This is a genomic window from Sphingobacterium faecium (assembly GCF_003054045.1).
Classification (GTDB): domain Bacteria; phylum Bacteroidota; class Bacteroidia; order Sphingobacteriales; family Sphingobacteriaceae; genus Sphingobacterium; species Sphingobacterium faecium.
Map to the genome: position 1 here is coordinate 482570 of NZ_QBKH01000001.1, position 23137 is coordinate 505706.

The following is a 23137-nucleotide window of genomic DNA, read 5'->3' on the forward strand; positions in this document are numbered from 1 at the left end:
GTAGATCATGACATTATTAAATTTATAAATACCACGAGCATTACCTCAACAAATAATGCTCGTGATAAGTCAATGACCAAGATTAAAATTTATAGCCGACCATAATTCCAATAGTCCTGTTTTTAGCATCTAGCGTCTTATCAACACTGCTCAATCCGTGGCTGTAATACGCATCAAGAGTCAATCGGTTGATATCGATACCTAATCCCACTCTTCCATCAAAAGAAAATTTCTTGTAATCCGTATGTGCTGTTGATTTAACCGTTTTGATATCATAATTTAATTGAGGTCCCAACATCGCCCGAAGATTGAAATCTTCCTGATTGATTAGTTTATATCCTACCTGAAGAGGTACATTTATTTGATAGAATTTTAATGTCTTTTCGTTCTTATCAAGTGTATAGCCTTTGCGTAACAAGCTGGCTCCAATACCTGGCTGAAAGAATAATTGATTCCCAATGCGTGCAAATCCAGCTACTGAAACACCGATTTTTCCATTATTATCTGTGATGGAATGATTACCAAATGATGTCATGTGATAATTACTTCCAACTTGAAGTCCATAAGTCACTTCCTGTGCGTTCGCTATTGTACCCAATCCTAATAATGTCAATCCCAAAAGGGCAGTTTTAAATGTCGTTTTCATTTTTCTAAATTGTTTGTATTTGTATCGATTAATTATTCATCTTTCTTTTATGACAACGAAGTATGTACATACCCTTGGTAAATTTTTAAATTATTATAATTTATTATGTTTTAAATTTGATCCACTAAAGAAAAATAAAATTCATGTAAGGGTATAGCTCAGTTTAGTTGTCTTACTATAAAGTAGATCAATTAATGAGTGCGGAAAATACAATCCATGTCAGAAAATAAAGAGAAAAAATTTGAACAACTGTTTCGTACGTATTATAAGGAATTGCACCGTTCAGCATTTCGATACCTCAGAGATAGTGAAAGTGCTGAAGAAATTGTCCAACAGGTCTTTTTGCGGTTATGGGAAAAAAATTGGGAGCAGGAGATACACACTTCGATAAAAGCTTATCTGTATCGTTCGATTTACAACGAAAGTATGAACTTGTTGAAAAAAGAACAGAGAAAGCAGACCTACCAATCTTATCAGCAGAGCCGGCAAGACGTCGTACCAGCTGTAGATCAAAGTGCAAAAGATCTCGATCAAAAGTTGCAGGTAGCATTAGCGACACTGCCAGAGAAGAGCCGTATCGTATTTGAGCTCAGTCGTTTTCAAGAAATGAAATATAAAGATATTGCCGATACATTGGATCTTTCCATAAAAACAGTCGAAGGTCATATGACCAAAGCTCTTCGACATTTACGTATCGAGTTGATCGATTATTTAACTGTAATTATTTTCTATATCATCTATATCATATGAATAAGGAATTGCTAGAAAAATATATCATTGGAGAAACCAATGAAGAAGAGAATAAGATAGCCCAATATTGGTTGGAGCAAGATATCCGTAATCATGCAGAATATTTAAAAATGAAAAAAATGTGGGATGGTTTACCTCAAGCGCTTCAAGCACCAGAAGTAGATGTGGATCAAGCTTGGGAAAACTTTAAAACCGCTAGGGATAATGGGCCTGCCACGAAGTTTGAGGTTGATGACAACCAAACGATGAAGATGGGATGGAATTGGTGGGTCGCAGCTGGAATACTGTTTATGTGTTCTATCGGGTTTTATTTCCTGGATAAAAGTCATAGACAAGAGCAAAGTCTCTATAGTACAACATCCGTGCTTAGAAATACGTTGCCTGATGGCTCTATAGTGACCCTCAACAAAAATTCAAAACTTGCGTATTCTAGTACGTGGATGAATGTACAAAGAAGTGTAAAACTAGAACAAGGGGAGGTATTTTTTCAAGTGTTTAAAGATAAAGCACATCCTTTTGTGATTGTTTCGGGTAAAAGTAAGATTACGGTATTGGGCACTAGCTTTAATGTGCGTCGTCATGAAGATGCTACTGAGGTTATTGTAGCGACAGGTTTAGTGAAGGTTTCTTACAGTAATAAGGAAGTATACTTACATCCTAAAGAAATGATTACGATGAAAGACAACGACACAACCACTGTTTCTGTTAAACAGATACCAGACCAATTTTATAAGTATTATGTGGATCGCGAGTTTATATTTGAAAACACCAGTTTAGATCGTGTCGTGGAGCTGTTAAGTAAAGCCTATGACCAAAAAATAATCCTTGATCTTGAAGCAGATAAAAAACTTCTATTGACAGCTACTTTCAAACAAAACAGTTTAAGTGATATTTTGAAGGTTATCGCAGATACCTTTAAATGTAAAGTCACTATTAAAGATTCAATAATTCATATAACTCGATAATCATGTTTTTGGTAAAACTTATCAATCATATCCAGCCCATACTTTTCTTTACAAGATTCAAGCACTTTTTATTATTCTTAGTTTTATTAAGTTTTTTTAACGGATATGGTCAACAGCAACTTTCAGCTGATATCCAAATGCCTGCTTTCCCAACAACCACAGTAGGTCAGATTTTTCAGGTATTACAAGAAAAACAAGGTACCTTATTTTCTTTTAATAGTCATATTTTGCAGACAGATAGTACTCTGCATCTTGTAGCTTATAAGGGTACTTTATTTGGTTATCTCGATCGTATTCTAGGAAAGGAATATAGTTTTAAGGAATTAGGTAAACACATTATCCTTCAATATACACCGCAGCGTATGTCTGTAGATTTTGAAGTACAGACCCAAGATAAAAATAAAGTAGTCATCATGGGCTACATCAAAAATATCAAAACAAATAAACCCATTTCTGATGCAAGTATTTTTGATCGAGATGCTTTACTTTCTACTTTAACAGATCACAATGGTTATTTTGAACTTGATGTTAAGAAAAAAAATAGTTTGATTGCCGTCAATGTGAGTAAAGAAATGTTTCGTGATACGAGTGTCATGGTTATTTTTCCGATTGACGCAAAAGTAGGTAATAAAAAGCGTCGCTATGGTTACTTTTCAGGATATGAAGAAGATACTGGTCTTTACCAATCGTTTTTTGGAAGAGTATTTTTATCCCCTGCACAAAGTATTCAAAATATGAATCTGGGAGGACTCTTTCTCTATAGCCCTTACCAAATTTCGATGACACCAGGATTAAGTTCCCATGGATTTATTCGTTCACAGATTGTCAATAAATTTTCAATGAACATTCTTGGAGGATCTACAGCAGGAGTAAAGGGAATGGAAATAGGGGGGATTTTTAATCTCAATCAATACGATATGGAGGGGTTTCAGTTCGTTGGAGGTTTTAATGTCGTTGGAGGTCAAGTAAAAGGACTGCAGGTCGCTGGAATATCTAATCAGGTGTTTGGAGATGTTCAAGGTGTACAGCTGACAGGTGGGCTGAATAAAGCAGATACGCTAAAAGGAGCTCAAATAGGGGGTATTGGCAATCTGATCAAAGAAGGTGCAGGTGCTACACAATTAGCAGGTGGATTTAATTATAGTAAAGGTGTAGTCAGCAATCAGTTAGCAGGTGTGTTTAATCACAGCAAAGAGATGGCGAACAATCAGATTGCAGGGGTTGCCAATAGTGCAAAAAAAGTAAAAGGAATTCAATTAGCTGCTTTAGTCAACATAGCAGACAGTAGTGATTATCCAATTGGCTTATTAAACTTAATCAAAAATGGGGAAAAGAGCCTTTCCATATCAATTGATCAAGATGAATATTTTGCTTTACAATTTAGGTCCGGTGGTCGCGTGTTATATAGTGTTTTGGGAGCAAATGTAACATTAGCGGATGATCAAATCGCTAAATATGCTTTTGAAGCAGGTATTGGTGCGGTGCTTTTACATGGTAATAAATTCATGTTACGTGCTGAAATTTCAAATCGCAATCAGTTTACCAATAATTTTAAACTCTTATCCAATAATCATTCTAGTATCAGATTGATTCCAGAGCTGCGTTTAAGTAAGCATTTATCCTTATTTGTAGCGCCTAGCTTTAATTACGTTAGCAAAGAAGATAATCCCGTAACACAAGCCGGTAAATCCTTATGGAGGGTTTGGGGTAGAGATAAAAACAGAAATACTTTGTTTGGTGGTGGGGCAGCTGGAGTGATGTTAAAATTATAGCGACCGATCTATACGTTGATTTGTTGGTAAAATGAGTTGGTTTTACTGGTCATGATCTTGCTAATCAAATTTCTGTAAGAAATCATGCAAGATAGATATAGAATATAATGAAATTACCTGATTGTGGTTAGATAGATCAGGTGAAAATACGTACCCATGCACACTATGTGTAAGTAAATCGATAAGATAATGAAATATATTTAATAGGGCTGCTTCAGCTGTGGTTAATTAATAAAAAGAGGGTAAATCAATCCTATTTGATTTACACTCTTTTATATTATGTTGGATCGTATGTATTTCATCAATATAACGTCATAAAAAAAGGAGATAATCGAAATTATCTCCTTTTATATATGCTATCCTGAATAATTATTATTCAGCAACTACTTCGAAAGGAACTTGAACTTTCACTTCTTTGTGTAAGTTTAAGTTTGCTAAGTATTCACCAATTTCTTTAGGCTCTACTTCGAAAGTAATACGACGACGGTCAACATCAAAACCTTTAGCTTTTAAAGCATCAGCAATCTGAATGCTGTTTACTTTACCAAAGATTTTACCAGTTTCACCAGCTTTAGCACCGATTGATAACTTAACAGTTTCCAATTTAGCAGCTAATTCAGTAGCGTCTTTTTTAATTTTATCTTGTTTGAACTGAGCTTGTTTAATGTTTTCAGCTAAAACTTTCTTTGCTGATACAGTCGCTTGAATAGCAAATCCTTGAGGGATTAAATAATTACGACCGTAACCTGGCTTTACATTTACGACATCATTTTGCTCACCTAAGCCTTTGATATCTTGTTTTAAAATAACTTCCATGTTCTCTAGTCCTCCTTATTTTAATGAATCAGCTAAGTAAGGTAACAAGCCGATGTGACGAGCACGTTTAACCGCTTGAGCTACTTTACGTTGGAATTTCAATGACGTACCAGTTAAACGACGAGGTAAGATTTTACCTTGGTCATTCACAAATTTCATCAAGAAATTAGCATCTTTATAATCGATGTATTTGATACCATTCTTTTTGAAACGGCAATATTTTTTACGATTGTCCTCTACTTTAGGGGCAGTTACGTATTGGATATTTTCGTTAGCCATTAGTTTGATCCCTCCTCAGTTTTAGTTTCCGCTTTTTTGTTGAATGCACCGCTACGTTTTTTCTCGCTATAAGCTTTAGCATGTTTGTCTAAAGCAATAGTTAAGAAACGCATAATACGCTCATCACGCTTGTATTCAACCTCTAATTTATTAATTAATTCTCCTGGAGCCTTGAATTCAGTTAAGTGATAAAACCCAGTTGTTTTTTTCTGGATTGGATACGCTAATTTTTTCAAACCCCAATTGTCTTCAGCGACAATTTCGGCTCCGCCTTCTGCTAAGATGTTTTTGAATTTTGCGATTACTTCTTTCGCAGCATCTTCAGAAAGCAACGGGGTAAGAACGATTACAGATTCGTACTGTTGCATTTTGTTAAATAATTATGTTTATTAATTTTTTCTCCGTACTTACGGAAGTGCAAAGATAATTAATAGATTTTAAATATACAATGATTACTTTTCCTATTTTATTTTAGTTTTTGCATTTCCTCCTTTATGGCAGTTTGTGTCGTTGCAGATACCGGTATCAACGGTAAACGTACGTAATCCTGACCGATACCTAATTCTTGTAAAATATACTTAACGCCACAAGGATTTCCTTCTACAAAACATAAGTCTGTTATTTCCAATAAAGAATTGTGAATCGATCTTGCCTCAGCATAGTTGTTAGCCGTACATAAAGCTGCCAATTTTGATATTTGTGCAGGATAAGCATTTCCAACAACAGAAATAATACCTACAGCGCCCAACGCCATCATGGGCAAGGTAGCAGGGTCGTCACCAGATATTAATAAGAAGTCTTTAGGTTTGTCTCTTAAGATCTCATTGAATTGAGCAAAACTGCCAGAAGCTTCTTTAGTTGCCACGATATTTTTAAAATCTTTTGCCAAACGTATTGTTGTCGCTGGAGTCATATTGCTTCCTGTACGTCCAGGTACATTATATAATATAATCGGTAGTGGAGATACTTCAGCTATCGCTTTATAATGCTGATAGATCCCTTCCTGTACCGGTTTATTATAATAAGGAGAAACAGATAAAATGGCACAAAATCCAGCTGGATCAAAATTTTTGATCTGCTCTACCATTTCAGCTGTATTATTTCCACCAATACCCGCAACCAATGGTACGCGTGCATTCACCTGTTTGACAGTGAAATCCCAGATACGCTTTCGTTCATCTTTAGATAAAGTGGCTACTTCACCAGTTGTACCCAAAGAGACTAAATAATTCATACCTGAGTTGATCTGATAATCAATTAGCTTTGCTAAAGAATCAAAATCAACTGTTCCATCTGCGTTGAAAGGTGTAACTAATGCTACACCAGCTCCATGAAGCTCGTTCATTGTGTTGTTTGTAAAGATTAATATTTAATTTATATACTTATTGTATTGTTGATCAAAGCTAATAATTCATCTTCATTGATCATCTTGATGTTTAGTTTTTCTGCTTTTGCTAATTTTGAAGGTCCCATTTTATCTCCTGCTACGAGATAACTTAATTTTGCTGAAATACTTGAAACCATTTTACCGCCATTGCTTTCGATAAGCTCTGTCAATTGTTCTCTTGTATGGTTAATAAATACACCAGATATTAGAAATGTTTGGCCAGTCAAGGTTTCACTATCCAAAATTACTTCTTTCTCTTCAATTTCAAACTGTAAACCATAAGATTTTAATTTTGCGATCAACTCCTCATGTGCTGAAATGTGTAGGTATTCATGAATACTTTCTGCAATACGAATCCCGATATCCTGTACCATAGCGATTTCTTCAACAGAGGCGGCTTTAATGGCATCAATCGTTTTGAAATGCTGGGCTAGTTTTTTAGCAATTGTTTCTCCGACGTGTCGAATCCCTAGTGCAAAGAGTAATTTTTCAAATGGTTTTTCTTTGGATTTCTCAATTCCTTTCAGCATATTGTCAATGGATTTTTGTCCAAAACGATCTAATTGCTGTAATTGATCTACATGATCTTTGAGGCCATAGATATCAACAATATTTTTGAGAATTCCTTTTTTATAAAACGTTTCTATCGTTTCATCACCTAAGCCTTCTATATCCATCATTTTACGACCGATAAAGTGTTGCATTTTTCCAACAATCTGAGGCGGGCATCCATCTTCATTGGGGCAGTAGTGCACAGCTTCACCTTCTTGTCGTATTAATTCTGTGTGACATTCTGGACAATGTGTCGGATAGACGTACGCAAGAGCATCTGGAAGTCTTTTAGCTTCATTTGCCGCAATGATCTTCGGGATAATTTCGCCCCCTTTCTCGACAAAGACCGTATCACCTTCATGAAGATCAAGTCTTGCGATTTCATTGGCATTGTGCAAAGAAGCTCTTTTAACGGTTGTGCCAGCTAAACTAACCGGTTTCAAATTGGCAACAGGAGTAACTGCTCCAGTACGACCAACTTGATAGCTGATCGATGTAAGTTGCGTTTCAACACGCTCTGCTTTAAACTTATACGAAATCGCCCAACGTGGGTTTTTAGCTGTAAAACCTAATTCTTCCTGTGCACCATAATCATTTACTTTGATCACGATACCATCGATTTCATAACTTAGATCATGTCTTTTTTCATCCCAATAATCAATAAATGCAAAAACATCGTCTAGCGACTGACACTTTTGTGTATGTTCACAAACGTGAAATCCCCATTCTTTAACTGCTTGAAGACTTTCCCAATGGTTGTGAAATAGTTTGTTTCTATTGTCGCAATACAAAAAGTACAAGAAGCAATCTAAAGGTCTTCTCGCTACTTCAGCGGAGTCTTGCAATTTAATTGTTCCTGCTGCAAAATTACGCGGGTTGGCGTAAGTTTGTTCTTCGTTTTCTGCCCTTTCTGCATTTAATCTTAAAAAGGCATTTTTATGCATAAAGATTTCGCCCCTGATTTCGAATTCTTCAGGATAATGACCTTTTTTTAAATGAATTGGAATACTTCTAATGGTTTTGATGTTATTGGTGACCACATCCCCTTGTGTACCGTCTCCACGTGTTACGGCCTTTACAAGTTTACCCTGTTGATATGTCAGGCTTATGGATAAGCCATCAAATTTCAATTCACAGATGTATTCAAAATGTTCACCTATTATTTTACGTACTCGTTGATCAAAATCACGTAGATCATCTTGGTTATACGTATTACCTAAAGACAACATCGGCCAGCGATGTCTAACCGTTTCAAATTTGGAGGTCACATCTCCACCTACTCGTTGTGTAGGGGAGTTGGGATCAGCAAATTCAGGGAATTGTAATTCTAACGCTTCAAGTTCTTTTAATTTCTGATCAAAATCGAAATCTGAAATTAGGCTTTGTGCCAACACATAATACTGATAATTATAGTGGTTGAGCTCTTGCGTTAGTGCAGTTATTTTTTGTTCAATATCCATGAATGACATGTTGCGAATTTACAAATAAAAAGTACGTTTAATCAATTTACAAATAGAAATTAATAAAAAATGCAGCTCATATCGATGGCTGCATTTTTATGCGGTTTTACCAGTTGAGAGTAAATCGATTAAAAAAAGCTATCTTGATCTAAGTCAGAAAATTTTTGCTTCTTATCTAGATAATAATCAGCGATTATTGATTTTTTATATTGACCTGCCTTATTTTCTATTCCCGCATAGTTGTTTCTTTTTTTAGCGTTTTTAAAAAAATTAAGGAAGAAAGATTGATGCGCCCGACTCACCGCCCAAGCATCTTTAAATTTTCTGTCAAAAACAAATTTTATTAAAGCAATTAAATCAAGCCATAGTCGCATGAATATGGTGGTAAATGCTTGATCTACAGGTAAATTTTTTTGAAGCATGAACAAGTTGTTTCTGAAATTCAAATATGTTTTTTGAGGGTTGCTAGCATTTAATGTACCCCCTCCAACATGATAAACTGTTGAATCAGGACAATATCCGATACGATATCCCATTTTCTTTAATCGCCAACATAAATCGATTTCTTCCATATGAGCAAAAAAATCTTCATCTAATCCTTTCGCTTCTTTCCAAGCGTGGCTCTTAATAAATAAAGCAGCTCCTGATGCCCAGAAAATTTCTTTTTCGAGATCATATTGTCCCAAATCATACTCAACCTTATCCATAATACGGCCACAACAAAAAGGATATCCATAACGATCGAGATATCCACCTGCTGCACCAGCATGTTCAAATTTTGCCTTATTATGAAAAGCAAGTATTTTAGGTTGTGCTGCTACTAGCTTCTCATCTCGCTCCAACATATCGATGACAGGTTCGATCCAATTTGGGGTAACCTCAACATCAGAATTGAGCAGAACAAAATAATCTGCTTCTACACGGGATAAGATATGGTTATATCCACCAGCAAAACCATAGTTTTGGGCGTTTTCTAATAGGGTAATTTTAGGATATGAAGCACGAACAAACGATAATGAATCATCTGTAGATGCATTGTCTCCAATAACGAATTCTATATTTGGGTAACTGCTGTTATATACAGAGGGCAAAAATTTTTCTAAGAAAAATCTCCCGTTCCAATTTAAAATAACTACAGCTACTTTAGGGTAATTTTTCATTTTCTACGTTTTCTTTTCCATCTTCTGTGCGTCCAAAGCCAATATTGCGGTTCTTCACGAATAATTTGCTCCGTAAAGGCATTATGAATTTGAGTGATTTCCTTGTCAGAATAAGAAGAAGGATCTTCAATTAATGTTGTGAATTTACAAAAATAATATCCTCTTTTTTCTTTTCTTCCAATATGGCAAAATACTACAGGACCATTGGTCATTTTAGATATCCGCTCCACGCCCGTATACACAAGCGTTTCTTGATTTAAGAATTCCAGAAAGTAATCCGCATCCGAATGTAGGGGAGCTTGATCTGCAACAAAAACACTAACACTTGGTTTACCTCTCAGTTTAACCAGATGCCTGACAATTTGTTTCATAGGTACCATAATTGCCCCAAATCGGGACCGAACTTCATTATAAACTTGGTCAATAGTTTTATTATTGAGGGGTTTATAGACAATGAGTGTAGGTGATTCTGTGATAGCACCTAAACGGTGAATCCCATACTCCCAATTGCAGTAGTGAGCGGTAACAGCTATGACTGTTTTGTTTTGTTCCAGATGCCTTTTTAATTCCTGTTCATCCTCAAGTGTAATTCTCCTGTTAACTTCTGCACGGCTGATATTCTTAAATTTTAGACATTCTAAAAGAAGATCTGGAAAAAAGCGGTAAAATTTCTTAGCTATCGTGACGATTTCAGCCTCAGTCTTTTCCGGAAAAGAGTTTCTAAGGTTTTCAAATACGACATCTTTACGATATTGGATGATATAGTATAAGATATAATATAAAAAATCAGATAAAAGATAGATGAACCAAAACGGCAGCAAAGCGAAAAGATATAAAAGTGCTGATAATGCTTTTTGTTTCATGTATACTTTGTAACTATTGTAAATCTTACCTGCAAATATCCCTAATTTAAGTTATTTTTGCCCTAGATAAAGTAAAATTCAACGATTTTTATGTCAACTCATTTATTATTAACGACTTGCTACTTACCTCCAGTTTCTTATTTTCATTGTATTCAACAAAACGCGTTGCCTATTTTGATTGAGAAGTTTGATAATTTTCAAAAACAAACCTATCGCTCAAGAGCGCGCATTGCGACTGCGAATGGTATACAAGAATTGATCGTACCTATTCAGCATAGTAAAAGAGAACGTTCGCCAATGTCTGAGAAAAGGATTTCCTATGAATTTGATTGGCAAAGATTGCATTGGTTAAGCCTGCAGGCTGCTTATCGAAATTCTGCCTATTTTGAGTATTATGAAGATGATTTTGCTCAGTTTTATAATAAAAAGTTTGACTTTTTATTTGATTTCAATATTGCTCAATTAGAGCTTTTGCTCAAATCATTAAAATTGAAACGCGAGTTGTCTTTTACAGAAGAATATTTTAGAGCTGTTCCTGATGCTTTAGATTTTAGAGATCGTATTCATCCAAAGAAAGAAAGCCTTTTAATAAGCCCTAAACCCTATTATCAGGTGTTTGAAGAGAAAAATGGTTTTTATCCAGACTTAAGTATTGTCGATTTATTATTTAGTCAAGGACCTCAGTCAAAAAATTATTTTTAATATATTTATCTGTGTACAAAACTTTTAGATCCTATTATTGTTTTGCAATAATAGATTCATGTTTTATGAAGAGAATTTTAGCGACTATTTTTTGTCTGTTTTTGTGTTACTCTGTTTTTGCCCAATCTGGAGTTGATACTTTACATTATCGTAAAGTATACTATTTTGGCGGAACAGGTATGGGGTTTCCGTTGGGTAAGACTAAAGATGTTTTATCTCCAAAGTTCTCTGGGAGTTTAGGATTGGATATTTCCCTAAAAAATCCTAAGTATTATCTATATCCCGCTTTATATACCTTGTCGTTTGATTACAAACAAAAAAATCACGATGATCAGTATCCTTTTAAGATTGAAGATGCAAATGCGAATTTTTATACTTTTTCTTTGGCAGGTGGAATCCGTAAGCAATTAAAAAAATTAAATGCTTATGCTTATGCAGGTCCAGGAGTAGGTTTCCTGACCGAACCCAGGGTCAAGGTCGATGCCATTAACAATATTGCCAAAATTGAAAATGAGAGAAAGTTTTCTTTTTCTGGTAAATTAGGTGTTGGCGCAGATTATCGATTCAATGGTTTTTTCCTTGGTTTAGAAATTGGCTATTTACATTCCTTTAATAAAATTCAAGAAACCCCAATCAATATTATGACCGTCATGGTGGGACTAAAGTCTGATATCACAGGGTTAGGAGATAAGGTAATCAAAGTAATAGGGGTCGAAGGCTCCATTAGTGGAAAAGAGCAACGTTAAAATGCTCTTTTCCATTCCTGCTATTAATTGTGGATTTTAACAAAGTCTTCCGATTTTTTTCCTTTTTTATTTGCGATTTGATTAATAATAATTTTAAAGGCTTCAAGACGGGCTTTTTTCTTATTATCCGTTTCAATTTCAATCCATGGCGACAGCTTGGTTCCAGTAGTTTTAAATAATTTAGTGATATAGCTGGTGTAGTCATTCCATTTTTCTTGAGCTTGTTTATCTAGAGGACCAATTTTCCATTGTTTAAGTACATCAGTTTTTCTTTCTTCCAATCGTTTAACTTGCTCTTCTTTAGAGATGGTCAAAAAGAATTTGATTAAGATGATGCCGTCTTGTATCAAAAGCTCTTCTACTTCCTTGACTTGTTTTAGAAACAAGGTATGCTGTTCTGGGGTGCAAAATCCAAAGACGGGCTCCACTACTGCTCGATTATACCAGCTTCTGTCAAAGAATACCATTTCACCTGCATTGGGCAGCTGCTTAAAATAGCGTTGAAAATACCATTGAGTAGATTCTTCTGCTGTAGGCTTCGGTAGACTGACCACACGTAATTTTTTAGGATTTAAGTATTCAACTAATCTTTCTATAGTACCTCCTTTACCGGCAGCATCTCTTCCTTCAAAAATAATTAAGACACGTTTATTCTCCTCAATTACTTTATTTTGAATTGCGGTTAGCTCAATTTGTAACTCGTGCAATTCTTTTTCATACTCATATGTTTCTAGAAATTTTTTTTCCTTAATTACTTTTTGATCGATCAAGTATTGAAAAACCTCTTTATTGTTTAAAATGTTTACAAAATCTTCTAAATTGAAATCTGCCATATCGATGGTGGTTTAAGTAAGTGACTATACTATAACAATAAATATACGGGAGAAGTTTAAGGTTAATCGCATGTTACATGATTTATTTTTAAAGAATAATAAATTGTCGAATATCACGTTTTATAATTAAATCACCTTATTCTTTATGGGGATCATAGATGAATATAAATTATTTTGAAGATGACATTTTAAAAATAATTTAAAAAAAATAGAACGATGCACAATAATTCAATAATAGGCTCGTTTTAATTACAAATACTTTTCATAAAATAGGTTAATATATGGCTAACGATAAGCTTGAGGTTCCCCACTTCAAGCTTTTCTATTTTATATCAATTTAATGTAAATAGGAAGTCAATTTTTTTCAAAACTAAGGAGTTCTCATTTTGAGAACTTATTTTTGCTTTCAAATCATTAGAAATGGAATACATCAAAAACGTTAATGCCTATATAGCTAACGAAAGAAATCAACTCCTTGCTCATCCTCTTTACTATAAAATAAAAACGATCGAAGATCTGCAAGTATTTATGCAAGGCCATGTTTACGCAGTTTGGGATTTTATGTCACTTTTAAAGGCGTTGCAACAAAAACTAACCTGCACAACTACACCATGGTATCCTTCAGAGTTTCCAAATACAAGATATTTGATTAATGAAATTGTTGTTGCTGAGGAATCAGATGAGTATATCGATGGTAGGAGATTAAGTCATTTTGAGATGTATCTGGATGCATTACATGCTCTTGGAGGAGATAGTAGTGCGGTTAATAACTTTTTGGAAAAAGTATACGGTGAATCGTCTATTTTGGATGTTATAGCAGCAAGTGATTTGCATCCTAATATAAAAGAATTCTTAACATTTACTTTTGATGTTATAGAAAATGGTACTGCACATGAGATTGCTGCTGCATTCACATTTGGTCGAGAAGATTTGATTCCAGATATGTTTTCATCGATATTAAAAGAAATCCAACTTCATTTTCCGGATTCCAATTTGGAAAAATTATTATATTATTTTGAAAGACATATCGAATTGGATGGTGATGAACACGGTCCTTTGGCAATGAAGATGATTATGGAACTCTGTGGCGATGATGCATTGAGGTGGAGGGAAGTAGAAGAAGTTTCAAAATTGGCATTACAAAAGAGAATCAAATTGTGGGATGCTATTGATTCAGCATTGTAAATGATTGACGGAAGCTTAATTATAGGATTATTGTAATTTAATATAAGCATTCTATCTTTGTTATAGATAAATAGACTAGTTATAAGCGTATATGTTTTTTCAATATTTACTGGAGGTTTGGAAATCTTTGACAAGAAGAAGAGTCCGTGTTTTCATTCAAGAAAAAGAATATGAATTGCTCGATGCTAAATCGGGCAATTTTTCTATTATTACCTATAATATTGCTGGACTTCCTCAAGTTATTTCATCCGCTAAAACAGATCGGTCTTCCAGTATTGCACATATTGGCTCGCTTTTGAATGATTTTGATATAGCACATATACAAGAAGACTTTAATTATAACTATCATTTGTACCAGGGTGGTAATTTACATCCTTATCGTACCATCAGTATGGGACTAGCTATTTTTGGTGATGGATTGGATAGTTTATCTAAATATCCGCTTACTAATTTTAAACGGATCGAATGGCAGAATAGGACAGGTTCTGATCGATTGACACCAAAAGGCTTTAGCCATTGTACGGTGCATTTGGCAGTGGGCGTTGCAGTTGATTTTTATAATATTCATGCCAACTCACAAGACCATCCTAGGGCAGCGAAAGCCAGAAGAGCAAATTATATTCAGTTAGCTACTTATATCAATAAACACTCGTTTGGTCAGGCTATTGTTGTTGCTGGAGATTTCAATTCCCATTTTGCTTTTTCAGAGGACAATCTAGAAGAATTTATGGTTAAGACGCAGGTGCAAGATAGCTGGATAATGCTTGAGCGTGATCAGGTCATACCTACTATTGATCCTTTATTTTTATGTATCGATATTATGGACATCGATAATCAAACCGAATCGATTGATAAAATTATGTTTAGAAGCAACCAGCAGATTACGTTAATTCCAAAAAAATATGAAGTCGAGCGGGACAAGTTTGTTGATAAATCTGGAGAACCTTTATCAGACCATTGGCCAGTTTCAGTCGTTTTCGATTGGCTGTTGAATGAGTAGAGTACATTTACTATTTTCTCAGGTAAATTAGTTGAAAAACGATCCATAAGGAAGTGTAGGCACAAAGATGAAGCAATCTGCACTATAAATAAATGATAAAGAATGAATTTGTATGATACAGGTCTAAAATATTATTGTGTATAAAACAAATTCTCTAAGTTTGAAAGAAAAAACATGGCTAACGCAACAGGATATTTAAAAAAGTTACGCTTAGAAGCTAAAAAAAATTTAATTGAAGGAGAAGCATTTCTCAAGGAAAATGCAAGACGTGATACAGTCGTCAGTTTACCTTCGGGTTTACAGTACGAAATAATGGTAGAAGGAACGGGGAAAAGTCCCAAATTGACCAATACTGTAAAATGCTTTTATGAAGGACGGCTCATCAATGGTACTGTATTTGACTCAACGGAAAAACGTAAGAAGCCGGTATCATTTCCCGTGAACGAAGTTATTGCGGGCTGGACAGAAGCCCTACAATTGATGAAAGAAGGTAGTAAATGGCGTTTGTTTATTCCATCATCACTAGGATATGGTGATTTGAGTGTTTCAAAAGAAATTGGTGGAAACGCTGCATTGATTTTTGAAGTAGAACTAGTCTCTGTTCATTAGGTAATTGCAGACATATTGTGTCTGTAAACATGTTCTGCTTAAAAGATCTGCAAGTGATGGTATCCAATAGCACGGATGCATGCTGATCAACCTATAGGATTTTTTAATGAATCCTTACCTCGCATTATTCAGAATAAAAATATAGGTTTGTAGTATGAAAATATTACAAACCGTTTCTTTGGAAGATGTTCGTGTATTTGCTCCAATAGGATTTTACGAAGAAGAGCAAGTTTTAGGAAATGAATTTCTGGTACATGCCGTAGTGAGTTTTGATGCGGGTATTGATGATCATGAGAATTTAGATAAGACCGTTAATTACGAGATCTTATATCAAATTATCCATGAAGTCATGAAGCCCAAGCGTAAACTATTGGAATCCGCGGCCCATGAAATATTGAAAGCTATTTACACAAAATTCTCCTTTGCGCAAACAATCGATATATCCATTAAAAAATTAAATCCCCCATTCGGCGGTGATGCTGCTCATTCCAAAGTTGCTGTTCGTTACTGTAGCTCATCTTATTGATAAAAATGAGATTTTGATAATAGATTATGGTTATAGCTTTTAGTAAATAGCCATGCTGCTTTTAGGGAAATGACTACCGGTGAAAATAGTATTCTTGGTTTACGTTAAACAAATCATAAAAGACAAGACCTCATGAGATCTTGTCTTTTTTTTTGCCTGAAAAACCTTCTTTTTGTGCCAAATTTGTAGTTAACTTTTGAGGTAGCTAGGGGTAGGGGAGCTGTCAATTATAATACCTAAAAATCCTTGTTGAAATAAGCACTCTAGGTAGATGATTGATATTAGAACATGGCATGGATTAATGTATCTCGAATAAGATTTATTTCATTTTATGGAGTAAACATTGATTTTATGTAATTTTTTAGTTTATATAATTGTCCTATCTATCTGTTTTTAAAGTGGTTATTATATAGTTTAAATGTGTATGTATTGCTAGGAACTATCTTTCATACTGATCAGAACGATATGGAAACCTGTCTTCGATATTATTCATCACTTTAACAACCCAATAATTTTTAAGCTTGTAAAAAAACAAAGATCCTAAAAGAAGATTATTCATAAAAATTACTTTTTTCAAACCTTGTGCAATATTCTTGACTCATACTCTTTAATTAAGGTGTGAATAAGGCGTTTTGGCGTCTTTTAATATCAGTTTGGTTATAAGTTTAGTGTATTTAAAAATATGCTCTTAAATCGACTTATATTATTTAATTGAATCGTTGTGATCAAATGGAAATGCTTACTATTACAACTTTGCTTTAAAGTAATAAAAAGTAATTATATATGAATTAGTCTTAATTGAAGATGAATATAATCTTTCTCTAATAATTGATTCATAGATATTTATGTTTTTTTGAAAATTCACCTTGTTGGATATTATTTGATTATCATAGTTGCGGCTATAGGAATCAAATTTACATCTTATTTCTATTTCATATTCATTTTCTAAACAAAAATCCAGCTATGCATCTTGATCGCTTTCTTTTGGTGTATCCATTTTGATTTAGCCCTCCTGATTTAATTGATGTCATTACGTTAACTAATGAATCCTGTCCGTGTTTTATAGTTGTTTTGTGTTCATTTTAAGTGATTTACTATAGATTCTGTAATCGAAAAGTGATTTAAATAGAAAGTGTTTTATTGCTATTATTTTTAGTATTTTTAATGCTCGGTAGAAATCATTTTAAATAAATTATTTTAAATATATCGTGAAGTTTCATCAGATTAGTAATTCAATTATGAATTTCATAATTATATATAGAATGGTGCTGTTTTTCATATTATTATATGTCTCAATATGAAGCTATTATTTATATAATTTTAACATGAATAAACGTAAACTCTTCTCTTAATTAAGGACTCGAATACCAAATAATTATGATTTTTAAAGTCATAATCACACTATGTTTTCACGTAATAAATGGTAAAATAGTATGATTTCTTAAAAGGGATTAATGTAAGAGATAATTGAATTTGATGACTATAATTCAAAATATAGTCTCTCCATAATACAATTATTAAGCTCGGTTTTTAATAAATTGGAGTGGTGCTTTAAATTTATTAAAAAATGAATTATCTTCATTCAAATTTTATTTTATGAAAAAAATCATACTCCTCCTTTTATGTTTATTCGTTGTCTTCGTTGGAAAAAGTCAAACACATCGTTTATTATTTCAAACGGATTACGGAGATTTTAAGGTTCTCTTATATGACTATACTCCCCAACATCGTGATCTGATTTTAAAGTCGATTCAAACAAAAGTTTATCAAGATGCTTTGTTCAATCGTATTATTTCTGATTTTGTGGTGCAAGGGGGGGAGCATGATGTCGATATTGAAAAACGTGAAGCTGCAGATCCAACAAAACAAAAACCACGTCTTGCTCCAGAATTTGACGATAGAGCGTTTCACAAAGTTGGAGCTCTGGGTGCAGGAAGAGATGTCAATCCAGAAAAAGCATCTTTTCTGAATCAAATCTATTTTGTAGTTGGTAAAAAGATTACAGCAAGTGAACTTGACGTTCTGGAATTGAAAAAGAATATCAAGTATACTGCTGAGCAGCGTTCAACCTATTTGAAAATTGGAGGTCAGCCTCGATTAGATCATGATTTTACCGTATTTGGAGAAATTTATGAAGGATTGGATGTGATTTTAAAAATCAGCAAAGTAAAAACAGATTCCCAAGATTATCCATTGCAACAAGTTCGCTTTGAATTATCAGAAATTAAAGATTAATATTGTGATATTTCCGCCTGTTCGTGTATAAATGGTTGGGGCGCGATATCCATTAATTTATCTGTTTTGATAATAAAAAATCGGCATAAAAATTAGGGATTTCACTCGCTTTTATTGCATCCATGACCGTTATAATATCATAAGGGATGCGGATGATTTCAGCTTCAATGCGATCTTCAAAAAGTCTCAATAAGAGATAAGTGGCATCTATACTTTCTTCTTTTGAACGGCCAACTGAGCCAGTATTAATTGCCCATTTGTTAGCAATAGATTTTATATATGAGATATGAGTATGCCCCATTACCAATATATCCGCCTGTGTTTGCTTGAATATTTGTTCAAAAGTAGTATCTGATGTTGTTTCGTATAGATAATGTTCATTGCTTTCTAGACTGCCATGCACTAATTGGATACGCCAGTTTTTCGTTTTTACTTTATATTCAAATTGCATTGAATAAGGAAGTTGACTTAAAAATAGCTTGTTTTTTGCTGTTATGATCTTCTTGGAATGATTGATGGCTTGGATTCGGCAGGTTGTTTCTTGATCATCATGTTTTGATAATGGTATGATAGGATAGTCAAATGCAATACGCTCATCATGATTACCCATGATACAAGGTATCTTTTTAGATAAGATAGATTCAATTACTTCATTACTCCAAGGAGCAAAATCCACCAGATCACCCAGACAAAAGGTATTCTTAATTTTTCTGGCGTCAATATCTGCTAGTACAGCTTTCAATGCCGGTAGATTTCCGTGTATATCGCTAAAAATGGCTATCTGGATCATCCTATTTTTTAGACACAAATCTAGCTTATTACTTCAAGTATTTATGGTGTTTTTTACAGATTTAATAGTTTTTCAGATCTGTTTTTGATATTAATATAAACTTTTTATACTTACTTATAGCGTTAGCAGCATATCTATAAGGCATCAGGTTTTTAGTCTTTAAATAAAAATTTAAAAATATAAAATGAATTTCGAAATCATTTTATATTTTGCCCTCCTAAATATTTAAATAGTTATGGCTTCAGGTATATTTGCAATATTGGATGATATTGCTGCTTTAATGGATGATGTGGCGGTTACAAGTAAGATCGCTGCGAGTAAGACTGCTGGAATTCTTGGTGATGATTTGGCCGTAAATGCGGAGAAAGCGACTGGATTTCTTTCTTCTCGTGAAATTCCAGTATTATGGGCCATTACAAAAGGTTCATTAATCAATAAAATTATTATTGTTCCAATTGCCTTATTGCTTAATGTTTTTTTTCCCGTTGCAATTAAATTTATTCTGATTATAGGAGGTATCTATCTTGCGTATGAAGGAGTGGAAAAAATCATTGAATATTTATTTCATAGACAAAAAACTGGACATGATGTGGTGGTTGAAAATGAAGAAAATAATACCGAATTAGAAAAAGTAAAAGTAAAATCGGCGATTACTACTGATTTTATATTATCTGTTGAAATCGTTATTATAGCACTTGGAACGGTATTGAATCAAAGTTTACCCATTCAGATCTTAACAGTATCAGTAGTCGCTATATTTGCTACCATTGGTGTTTACGGTATAGTAGCTTTGATAGTACGTATGGATGATGCTGGATATAAATTGATCAAAAAATCAAAAGATAAAGGATTTGTTTCCAAATTTGGGCATTTATTAGTGAATTCTTTACCTATTGTTATTAAATTTCTGGCAGTAGTTGGAACGATTGCACTGATATTAGTATCAGGTGGTATCTTTGATCATAATATTGACTATTTACATCATTTCCTTCCGAATGTCCCCTCTATGTTGAAACAAGTTGGTTATGGCCTGATTGCAGGTCTATTTGCAGTTTTACTAATGACAGGTGTTAAGAAGGTTTTTGCTAAAAAATAATTAGTTTTAAAAAACCATACAGAAAAGGCATCCAGGTGATGCCTTTTCTGTGAATATGGACTACGATTGGCCAGACAATAAATTGATCTTTGAAAGGTTTATTTATGGCGGAAGTACCAGTTCAAGCTAATGTGTATCTATAAGTATAATTGATCTCCATATGGATAATTTAACGCAATTGAAAGGTTCTGCTGAATTTAAGAATCGAATGCTATCGCAGGATGATATCTGGCAGATCGCACAGTCAAAAAGACTTTTAGGAATCTCATTTGTCAATTGCCCCATTCAAGATGATGATATTTTGGAAATATGTAAACTCACCAAATTAGTCAATGTAACACTTGAAAATACAAAGATTACGGATCTTGCGCTTAAATATTTAGCAACATTACCCAATTTGAGTTATCTATTTATTACGAATGCAAATATTTCGGGTCAGGGGTTTGAACATTTTATAAGTCATAAAAAACTAAACTGTATTTGGGCATGTCAGACGAAATTACAGGATAATACGTTGCAGATCTTAGCGCAAATTCCTAAATTAAGTATGCTGAGAATCGATGGTACACGTGTTACATTTGACGGCCTCATGACAATTGCAAGTAACCCAAGGATTGAAATTGTCGCAAATGATCTCTTTAATAAACAGCAAATAGAGCAGTTTGAGCAGAAGCAGAGGGATTTGGCTAAAAAAAATAAAAGTGCTAATCCACAGGATATTGATGATGCCAAGAAAAGTCTGCTGCTATTTTTTAATGCTATGACCAAATGGGAGCAGAATGCTGTTAAGGTTGGTTTTACTAAGGATCTAAGTTTAAAGTGCACATTACTATTTCGGGAGCATTGTATAGATAAAAGCCGGACAGGTTATAGACCAGATAATTTATTTTATTCTCATGGTCCGAACTATACTTACCTTACACACAGTATTATAGATGGTGAACAGGTGACTAAGAATAAGATTTATCTATTTACGAAAGATCATATTGATTTTCAGTACCGGTTTATTTTGATTAAAAAAGATGGACAATGGAAGATTGATGAAGTACAAAGCCTTGATGGTGGCTGGAAAAAAGTAGGATTGTAATTTTTTGGAAATTTGGATGTACTTTTGAATTATCAATTTATTGATAATTCGATAAATATGAGGATGGAAAGACGAATTTAAATTGAATATAAAATGAAATATTGAATTTGTTTATTATTGTATACTATATTGTAAACGTATTATATATAAGTAAATTACTAACATGAATCCATCAAAAAATAGACTTCAAATCGGTAAATTATTACTAATTGCTATTCCAACAGTATTTATTTTTTTGTTGATATGGATAGGTACAGTATATATTGGTAATACTTATTTTGGTTCTACAGCAAGTTCTGGACAATTCTTACTGTGGATATTAAGTGGAGCCATTATTTTTGTAGGTTTTCCAATAGCAACGAAGCAAATTTTTCATCTAGGATCATTCAGTAAAAATGATAGTATAGCACAAGAAGTTCAAAAAACACAAAAATTCAGTAAATCAGACTGGTTATTTTTTCTTTTGATTCATAGCATTGCTATACCGATTTTATTTTGGACATTTTCTGATTTACAGCATCACGTATTGATTTATAATTACTTTGTGGATATTTTCGGTAAGAATTACAGAGGAGCGCCTAATTTTCCCATCTTAATAGCATTTGTATTTGCAACATTATTTTTGCTTACTTTTATTTATGTTTTGTTCCTTAAGCTTAAGTATGGAACTTTTAGTAATCCCAAAGGATTGACAGATGTTGATGAACGGAATTTCAAACAAAAACAAGAGATCTATTTTTCATTTGTAGCTTCTTCCATGTTTACGGTAATGATGTTATACTTTTTGAAGATGATATTGCTAGTATAAGCTTTTCGCTCACATGGATTCTTTATATGATCTGACTTTTAATTTTTACACTAAAATCTCGTAGTAAATGATAATCGGGATAATATTTCAGAGTCCTGTATCTTGCTTGACCATTTGATAGTGTATCGTTTTCTGTTTTAGGTCTGATATATTTATTTGAACTAATTTGTCCGATAATTTTAGATATATAAGCTGCTTTGGGAAATCGTGATCTTGATTCTCAAAAGTAAATGCCTCTTTCTTTTCTATCATCTTGAAAGAGATGTTTTTACCTTGATTTTGATTTAATACTATAGCGTTATAGGTTACCCCATATTTGTCCTGAGTAATCTCCAAATATTCAGATACATACATCTGTCCATTTTTAATTTGATACGAAAACCCTTTCATGATAGAATCATTTAATTGATCCCAATGCTCAAATCGCTCCGCATGGTTCACTTTCCAAGTCCCCACTAAGAAAAGAGGTAGTTTAGACTGCCCGAATGAAAAAAAGCTAACTAAACTGATGATAACGAATAAAAATAATTTTAGTTGCATATAAATTTATTTTTTGGATGTATTAAATAACAACGTTGTTTTTATTTTATTCACTCATGCATCTGGAAGAGTGATGGTAGTCCATATAGTTATTTTTTATAGCTTGCTTTGTATATCATTGAAAATTTATTATTCTACCAGGGTGAAAATAATAAATCTAACGCAGAACCCTAGCTTTTCTAAACGACAAAATAAGTTTCTCTAGTTTTATTATTTATATTTTATCAAATGATCTCTGAAGGTTATTAGACAAATGCAACAGATATTTTAGTATGAAATAGGGAGTAAATGAGTGTGTTTAAAATTTATGGTCAGAAATATAAAACATAA

Annotated in this window: 24 protein-coding genes; 13 read left to right on the plus strand and 11 right to left on the minus strand. The window is 33.5% G+C overall.

Annotated elements, in window-relative coordinates:
* Nucleotides 1-82 precede the first annotated feature (82 nt).
* The gene (locus tag C8N37_RS02015; RefSeq protein WP_108157310.1) at nt 83-646 is read right to left on the minus strand and encodes a porin family protein; all 564 of its coding nucleotides are present in this window, start codon (nt 644-646) and stop codon (nt 83-85) included.
* A 216-nt stretch (nt 647-862) separates the two neighbouring features.
* On the opposite strand from C8N37_RS02015, the gene C8N37_RS02020 reads away from it, so the two are divergent.
* Genes C8N37_RS02020 through C8N37_RS02030 form a run of 3 tightly spaced genes read left to right on the plus strand, consistent with a single transcriptional unit; the run spans nt 863 to nt 4133 of the window.
* On the plus strand, nt 863-1396 hold the full coding sequence (locus C8N37_RS02020; RefSeq protein ID WP_108157311.1) for an RNA polymerase sigma-70 factor: 534 nt from the start codon (nt 863-865) through the stop codon (nt 1394-1396).
* Nucleotides 1393-2361, plus strand: coding sequence for a FecR family protein (locus tag C8N37_RS02025; protein ID WP_108157312.1), 969 nt, complete (start codon nt 1393-1395; stop codon nt 2359-2361). Before C8N37_RS02020 ends, C8N37_RS02025 begins: the two co-directional genes overlap by 4 nt.
* Nucleotides 2362-2363: 2 nt before the next feature.
* Complete coding sequence (locus C8N37_RS02030) at nt 2364-4133, plus strand: hypothetical protein (protein ID WP_108157313.1); 1770 nt, start codon at nt 2364-2366, stop codon at nt 4131-4133.
* 372 nt (nt 4134-4505) lie between these two features.
* Here the strand turns inward: C8N37_RS02030 and rplI are convergent, their stop codons facing one another.
* The 7 genes from rplI to C8N37_RS02065 form a co-directional block, all read right to left on the minus strand.
* On the minus strand, nt 4506-4949 hold the full coding sequence (gene rplI, locus C8N37_RS02035; protein ID WP_108157314.1) for a 50S ribosomal protein L9: 444 nt from the start codon (nt 4947-4949) through the stop codon (nt 4506-4508).
* A gap of 15 nt (nt 4950-4964) precedes the next feature.
* Nucleotides 4965-5228: a 30S ribosomal protein S18 gene (gene rpsR, locus C8N37_RS02040; RefSeq protein ID WP_021191490.1), complete on the minus strand. Its 264-nt coding sequence runs from the start codon at nt 5226-5228 to the stop codon at nt 4965-4967.
* Nucleotides 5228-5596 carry a 30S ribosomal protein S6 gene (gene rpsF / locus C8N37_RS02045; RefSeq protein WP_045754298.1) on the minus strand — a complete coding sequence of 123 codons (369 nt, stop codon included), beginning with the start codon at nt 5594-5596 and terminating at the stop codon, nt 5228-5230. The genes rpsR and rpsF overlap by 1 nt, the downstream gene beginning before the upstream one ends.
* Nucleotides 5597-5694: 98 nt before the next feature.
* On the minus strand, nt 5695-6573 hold the full coding sequence (dapA, locus tag C8N37_RS02050) for a 4-hydroxy-tetrahydrodipicolinate synthase (protein ID WP_108157315.1): 879 nt from the start codon (nt 6571-6573) through the stop codon (nt 5695-5697).
* 29 nt (nt 6574-6602) lie between these two features.
* A complete protein-coding gene (gene ligA / locus C8N37_RS02055; protein WP_108157316.1) occupies nt 6603-8636 on the minus strand; it encodes an NAD-dependent DNA ligase LigA in 2034 nt (677 codons plus the stop codon).
* Nucleotides 8637-8755: 119 nt separating this feature from the next.
* On the minus strand, nt 8756-9787 hold the full coding sequence (locus C8N37_RS02060; protein WP_108157317.1) for a glycosyltransferase family 2 protein: 1032 nt from the start codon (nt 9785-9787) through the stop codon (nt 8756-8758).
* Complete coding sequence (locus C8N37_RS02065) at nt 9784-10650, minus strand: lysophospholipid acyltransferase family protein (protein WP_108157318.1); 867 nt, start codon at nt 10648-10650, stop codon at nt 9784-9786. Before C8N37_RS02065 ends, C8N37_RS02060 begins: the two co-directional genes overlap by 4 nt.
* A gap of 90 nt (nt 10651-10740) precedes the next feature.
* On the opposite strand from C8N37_RS02065, the gene C8N37_RS02070 reads away from it, so the two are divergent.
* Entirely contained in the window at nt 10741-11352 is a 612-nt protein-coding gene (locus tag C8N37_RS02070; protein ID WP_108157319.1) for a WbqC family protein, read from the plus strand.
* A gap of 65 nt (nt 11353-11417) precedes the next feature.
* Nucleotides 11418-12098: an outer membrane beta-barrel protein gene (locus C8N37_RS02075; protein ID WP_108157320.1), complete on the plus strand. Its 681-nt coding sequence runs from the start codon at nt 11418-11420 to the stop codon at nt 12096-12098.
* A 23-nt stretch (nt 12099-12121) separates the two neighbouring features.
* Here C8N37_RS02075 and ppk2 read toward each other — a convergent pair whose 3' ends face one another.
* On the minus strand, nt 12122-12931 hold the full coding sequence (gene ppk2, locus C8N37_RS02080; protein WP_108157321.1) for a polyphosphate kinase 2: 810 nt from the start codon (nt 12929-12931) through the stop codon (nt 12122-12124).
* 420 nt (nt 12932-13351) lie between these two features.
* On the opposite strand from ppk2, the gene C8N37_RS02085 reads away from it, so the two are divergent.
* The 5 genes from C8N37_RS02085 to C8N37_RS02105 all read left to right on the plus strand — a co-directional run bounded on the left by C8N37_RS02085 (nt 13352) and on the right by C8N37_RS02105 (nt 18486).
* Complete coding sequence (locus tag C8N37_RS02085; protein ID WP_108157322.1) at nt 13352-14116, plus strand: DUF3050 domain-containing protein; 765 nt, start codon at nt 13352-13354, stop codon at nt 14114-14116.
* Between the two features lie 91 nt (nt 14117-14207).
* Nucleotides 14208-15116 (plus strand): endonuclease/exonuclease/phosphatase family protein, encoded by a 909-nt coding sequence (locus tag C8N37_RS02090; RefSeq protein WP_108157323.1) that lies wholly within the window; start codon nt 14208-14210, stop codon nt 15114-15116.
* 174 nt (nt 15117-15290) lie between these two features.
* On the plus strand, nt 15291-15725 hold the full coding sequence (locus tag C8N37_RS02095) for an FKBP-type peptidyl-prolyl cis-trans isomerase (RefSeq protein ID WP_108157324.1): 435 nt from the start codon (nt 15291-15293) through the stop codon (nt 15723-15725).
* Between the two features lie 154 nt (nt 15726-15879).
* Entirely contained in the window at nt 15880-16251 is a 372-nt protein-coding gene (gene folB / locus C8N37_RS02100; protein WP_108157325.1) for a dihydroneopterin aldolase, read from the plus strand.
* A gap of 1596 nt (nt 16252-17847) precedes the next feature.
* Nucleotides 17848-18486, plus strand: a complete 639-nt coding sequence (locus C8N37_RS02105; protein WP_108157326.1) for a peptidylprolyl isomerase — start codon at nt 17848-17850, stop codon at nt 18484-18486.
* 52 nt (nt 18487-18538) lie between these two features.
* On the opposite strand, the gene C8N37_RS02110 is transcribed toward C8N37_RS02105, so the two are convergent.
* Nucleotides 18539-19276, minus strand: a complete 738-nt coding sequence (locus C8N37_RS02110) for a metallophosphoesterase family protein (protein WP_108157327.1) — start codon at nt 19274-19276, stop codon at nt 18539-18541.
* 235 nt (nt 19277-19511) lie between these two features.
* Between C8N37_RS02110 and C8N37_RS02115 the strand changes: the two genes are divergently transcribed.
* From C8N37_RS02115 to C8N37_RS02125, 3 genes are all read left to right on the plus strand, one after another.
* Nucleotides 19512-20372, plus strand: a complete 861-nt coding sequence (locus tag C8N37_RS02115) for a DUF808 domain-containing protein (protein WP_108157328.1) — start codon at nt 19512-19514, stop codon at nt 20370-20372.
* 160 nt (nt 20373-20532) lie between these two features.
* Entirely contained in the window at nt 20533-21459 is a 927-nt protein-coding gene (locus C8N37_RS02120; protein ID WP_108157329.1) for an NTF2 fold immunity protein, read from the plus strand.
* 163 nt (nt 21460-21622) lie between these two features.
* Nucleotides 21623-22267: a hypothetical protein gene (locus C8N37_RS02125; protein WP_108157330.1), complete on the plus strand. Its 645-nt coding sequence runs from the start codon at nt 21623-21625 to the stop codon at nt 22265-22267.
* Nucleotides 22268-22354: 87 nt separating this feature from the next.
* Here the strand turns inward: C8N37_RS02125 and C8N37_RS02130 are convergent, their stop codons facing one another.
* Nucleotides 22355-22807 carry a DUF6265 family protein gene (locus C8N37_RS02130; protein ID WP_108157331.1) on the minus strand — a complete coding sequence of 151 codons (453 nt, stop codon included), beginning with the start codon at nt 22805-22807 and terminating at the stop codon, nt 22355-22357.
* Nucleotides 22808-23137 lie beyond the last annotated feature (330 nt).

Bases quoted from the DNA above. Each gene is read 5' to 3' on its own strand.
- C8N37_RS02015 (WP_108157310.1), bottom strand. From the start codon at position 646: ATGAAAACGACATTTAAAACTGCCCTTTTGGGATTGACATTATTAGGA.
- C8N37_RS02020 (WP_108157311.1), top strand. From the start codon at position 863: ATGTCAGAAAATAAAGAGAAAAAATTTGAACAACTGTTTCGTACGTAT.
- C8N37_RS02025 (WP_108157312.1), top strand. From the start codon at position 1,393: ATGAATAAGGAATTGCTAGAAAAATATATCATTGGAGAAACCAATGAA.
- C8N37_RS02030 (WP_108157313.1), top strand. From the start codon at position 2,364: ATGTTTTTGGTAAAACTTATCAATCATATCCAGCCCATACTTTTCTTT.
- rplI (WP_108157314.1), bottom strand. From the start codon at position 4,949: ATGGAAGTTATTTTAAAACAAGATATCAAAGGCTTAGGTGAGCAAAAT.
- rpsR (WP_021191490.1), bottom strand. From the start codon at position 5,228: ATGGCTAACGAAAATATCCAATACGTAACTGCCCCTAAAGTAGAGGAC.
- rpsF (WP_045754298.1), bottom strand. From the start codon at position 5,596: ATGCAACAGTACGAATCTGTAATCGTTCTTACCCCGTTGCTTTCTGAA.
- dapA (WP_108157315.1), bottom strand. From the start codon at position 6,573: ATGAACGAGCTTCATGGAGCTGGTGTAGCATTAGTTACACCTTTCAAC.
- ligA (WP_108157316.1), bottom strand. From the start codon at position 8,636: ATGTCATTCATGGATATTGAACAAAAAATAACTGCACTAACGCAAGAG.
- C8N37_RS02060 (WP_108157317.1), bottom strand. From the start codon at position 9,787: ATGAAAAATTACCCTAAAGTAGCTGTAGTTATTTTAAATTGGAACGGG.
- C8N37_RS02065 (WP_108157318.1), bottom strand. From the start codon at position 10,650: ATGAAACAAAAAGCATTATCAGCACTTTTATATCTTTTCGCTTTGCTG.
- C8N37_RS02070 (WP_108157319.1), top strand. From the start codon at position 10,741: ATGTCAACTCATTTATTATTAACGACTTGCTACTTACCTCCAGTTTCT.
- C8N37_RS02075 (WP_108157320.1), top strand. From the start codon at position 11,418: ATGAAGAGAATTTTAGCGACTATTTTTTGTCTGTTTTTGTGTTACTCT.
- ppk2 (WP_108157321.1), bottom strand. From the start codon at position 12,931: ATGGCAGATTTCAATTTAGAAGATTTTGTAAACATTTTAAACAATAAA.
- C8N37_RS02085 (WP_108157322.1), top strand. From the start codon at position 13,352: ATGGAATACATCAAAAACGTTAATGCCTATATAGCTAACGAAAGAAAT.
- C8N37_RS02090 (WP_108157323.1), top strand. From the start codon at position 14,208: ATGTTTTTTCAATATTTACTGGAGGTTTGGAAATCTTTGACAAGAAGA.
- C8N37_RS02095 (WP_108157324.1), top strand. From the start codon at position 15,291: ATGGCTAACGCAACAGGATATTTAAAAAAGTTACGCTTAGAAGCTAAA.
- folB (WP_108157325.1), top strand. From the start codon at position 15,880: ATGAAAATATTACAAACCGTTTCTTTGGAAGATGTTCGTGTATTTGCT.
- C8N37_RS02105 (WP_108157326.1), top strand. From the start codon at position 17,848: ATGAAAAAAATCATACTCCTCCTTTTATGTTTATTCGTTGTCTTCGTT.
- C8N37_RS02110 (WP_108157327.1), bottom strand. From the start codon at position 19,276: ATGATCCAGATAGCCATTTTTAGCGATATACACGGAAATCTACCGGCA.
- C8N37_RS02115 (WP_108157328.1), top strand. From the start codon at position 19,512: ATGGCTTCAGGTATATTTGCAATATTGGATGATATTGCTGCTTTAATG.
- C8N37_RS02120 (WP_108157329.1), top strand. From the start codon at position 20,533: ATGGATAATTTAACGCAATTGAAAGGTTCTGCTGAATTTAAGAATCGA.
- C8N37_RS02125 (WP_108157330.1), top strand. From the start codon at position 21,623: ATGAATCCATCAAAAAATAGACTTCAAATCGGTAAATTATTACTAATT.
- C8N37_RS02130 (WP_108157331.1), bottom strand. From the start codon at position 22,807: ATGCAACTAAAATTATTTTTATTCGTTATCATCAGTTTAGTTAGCTTT.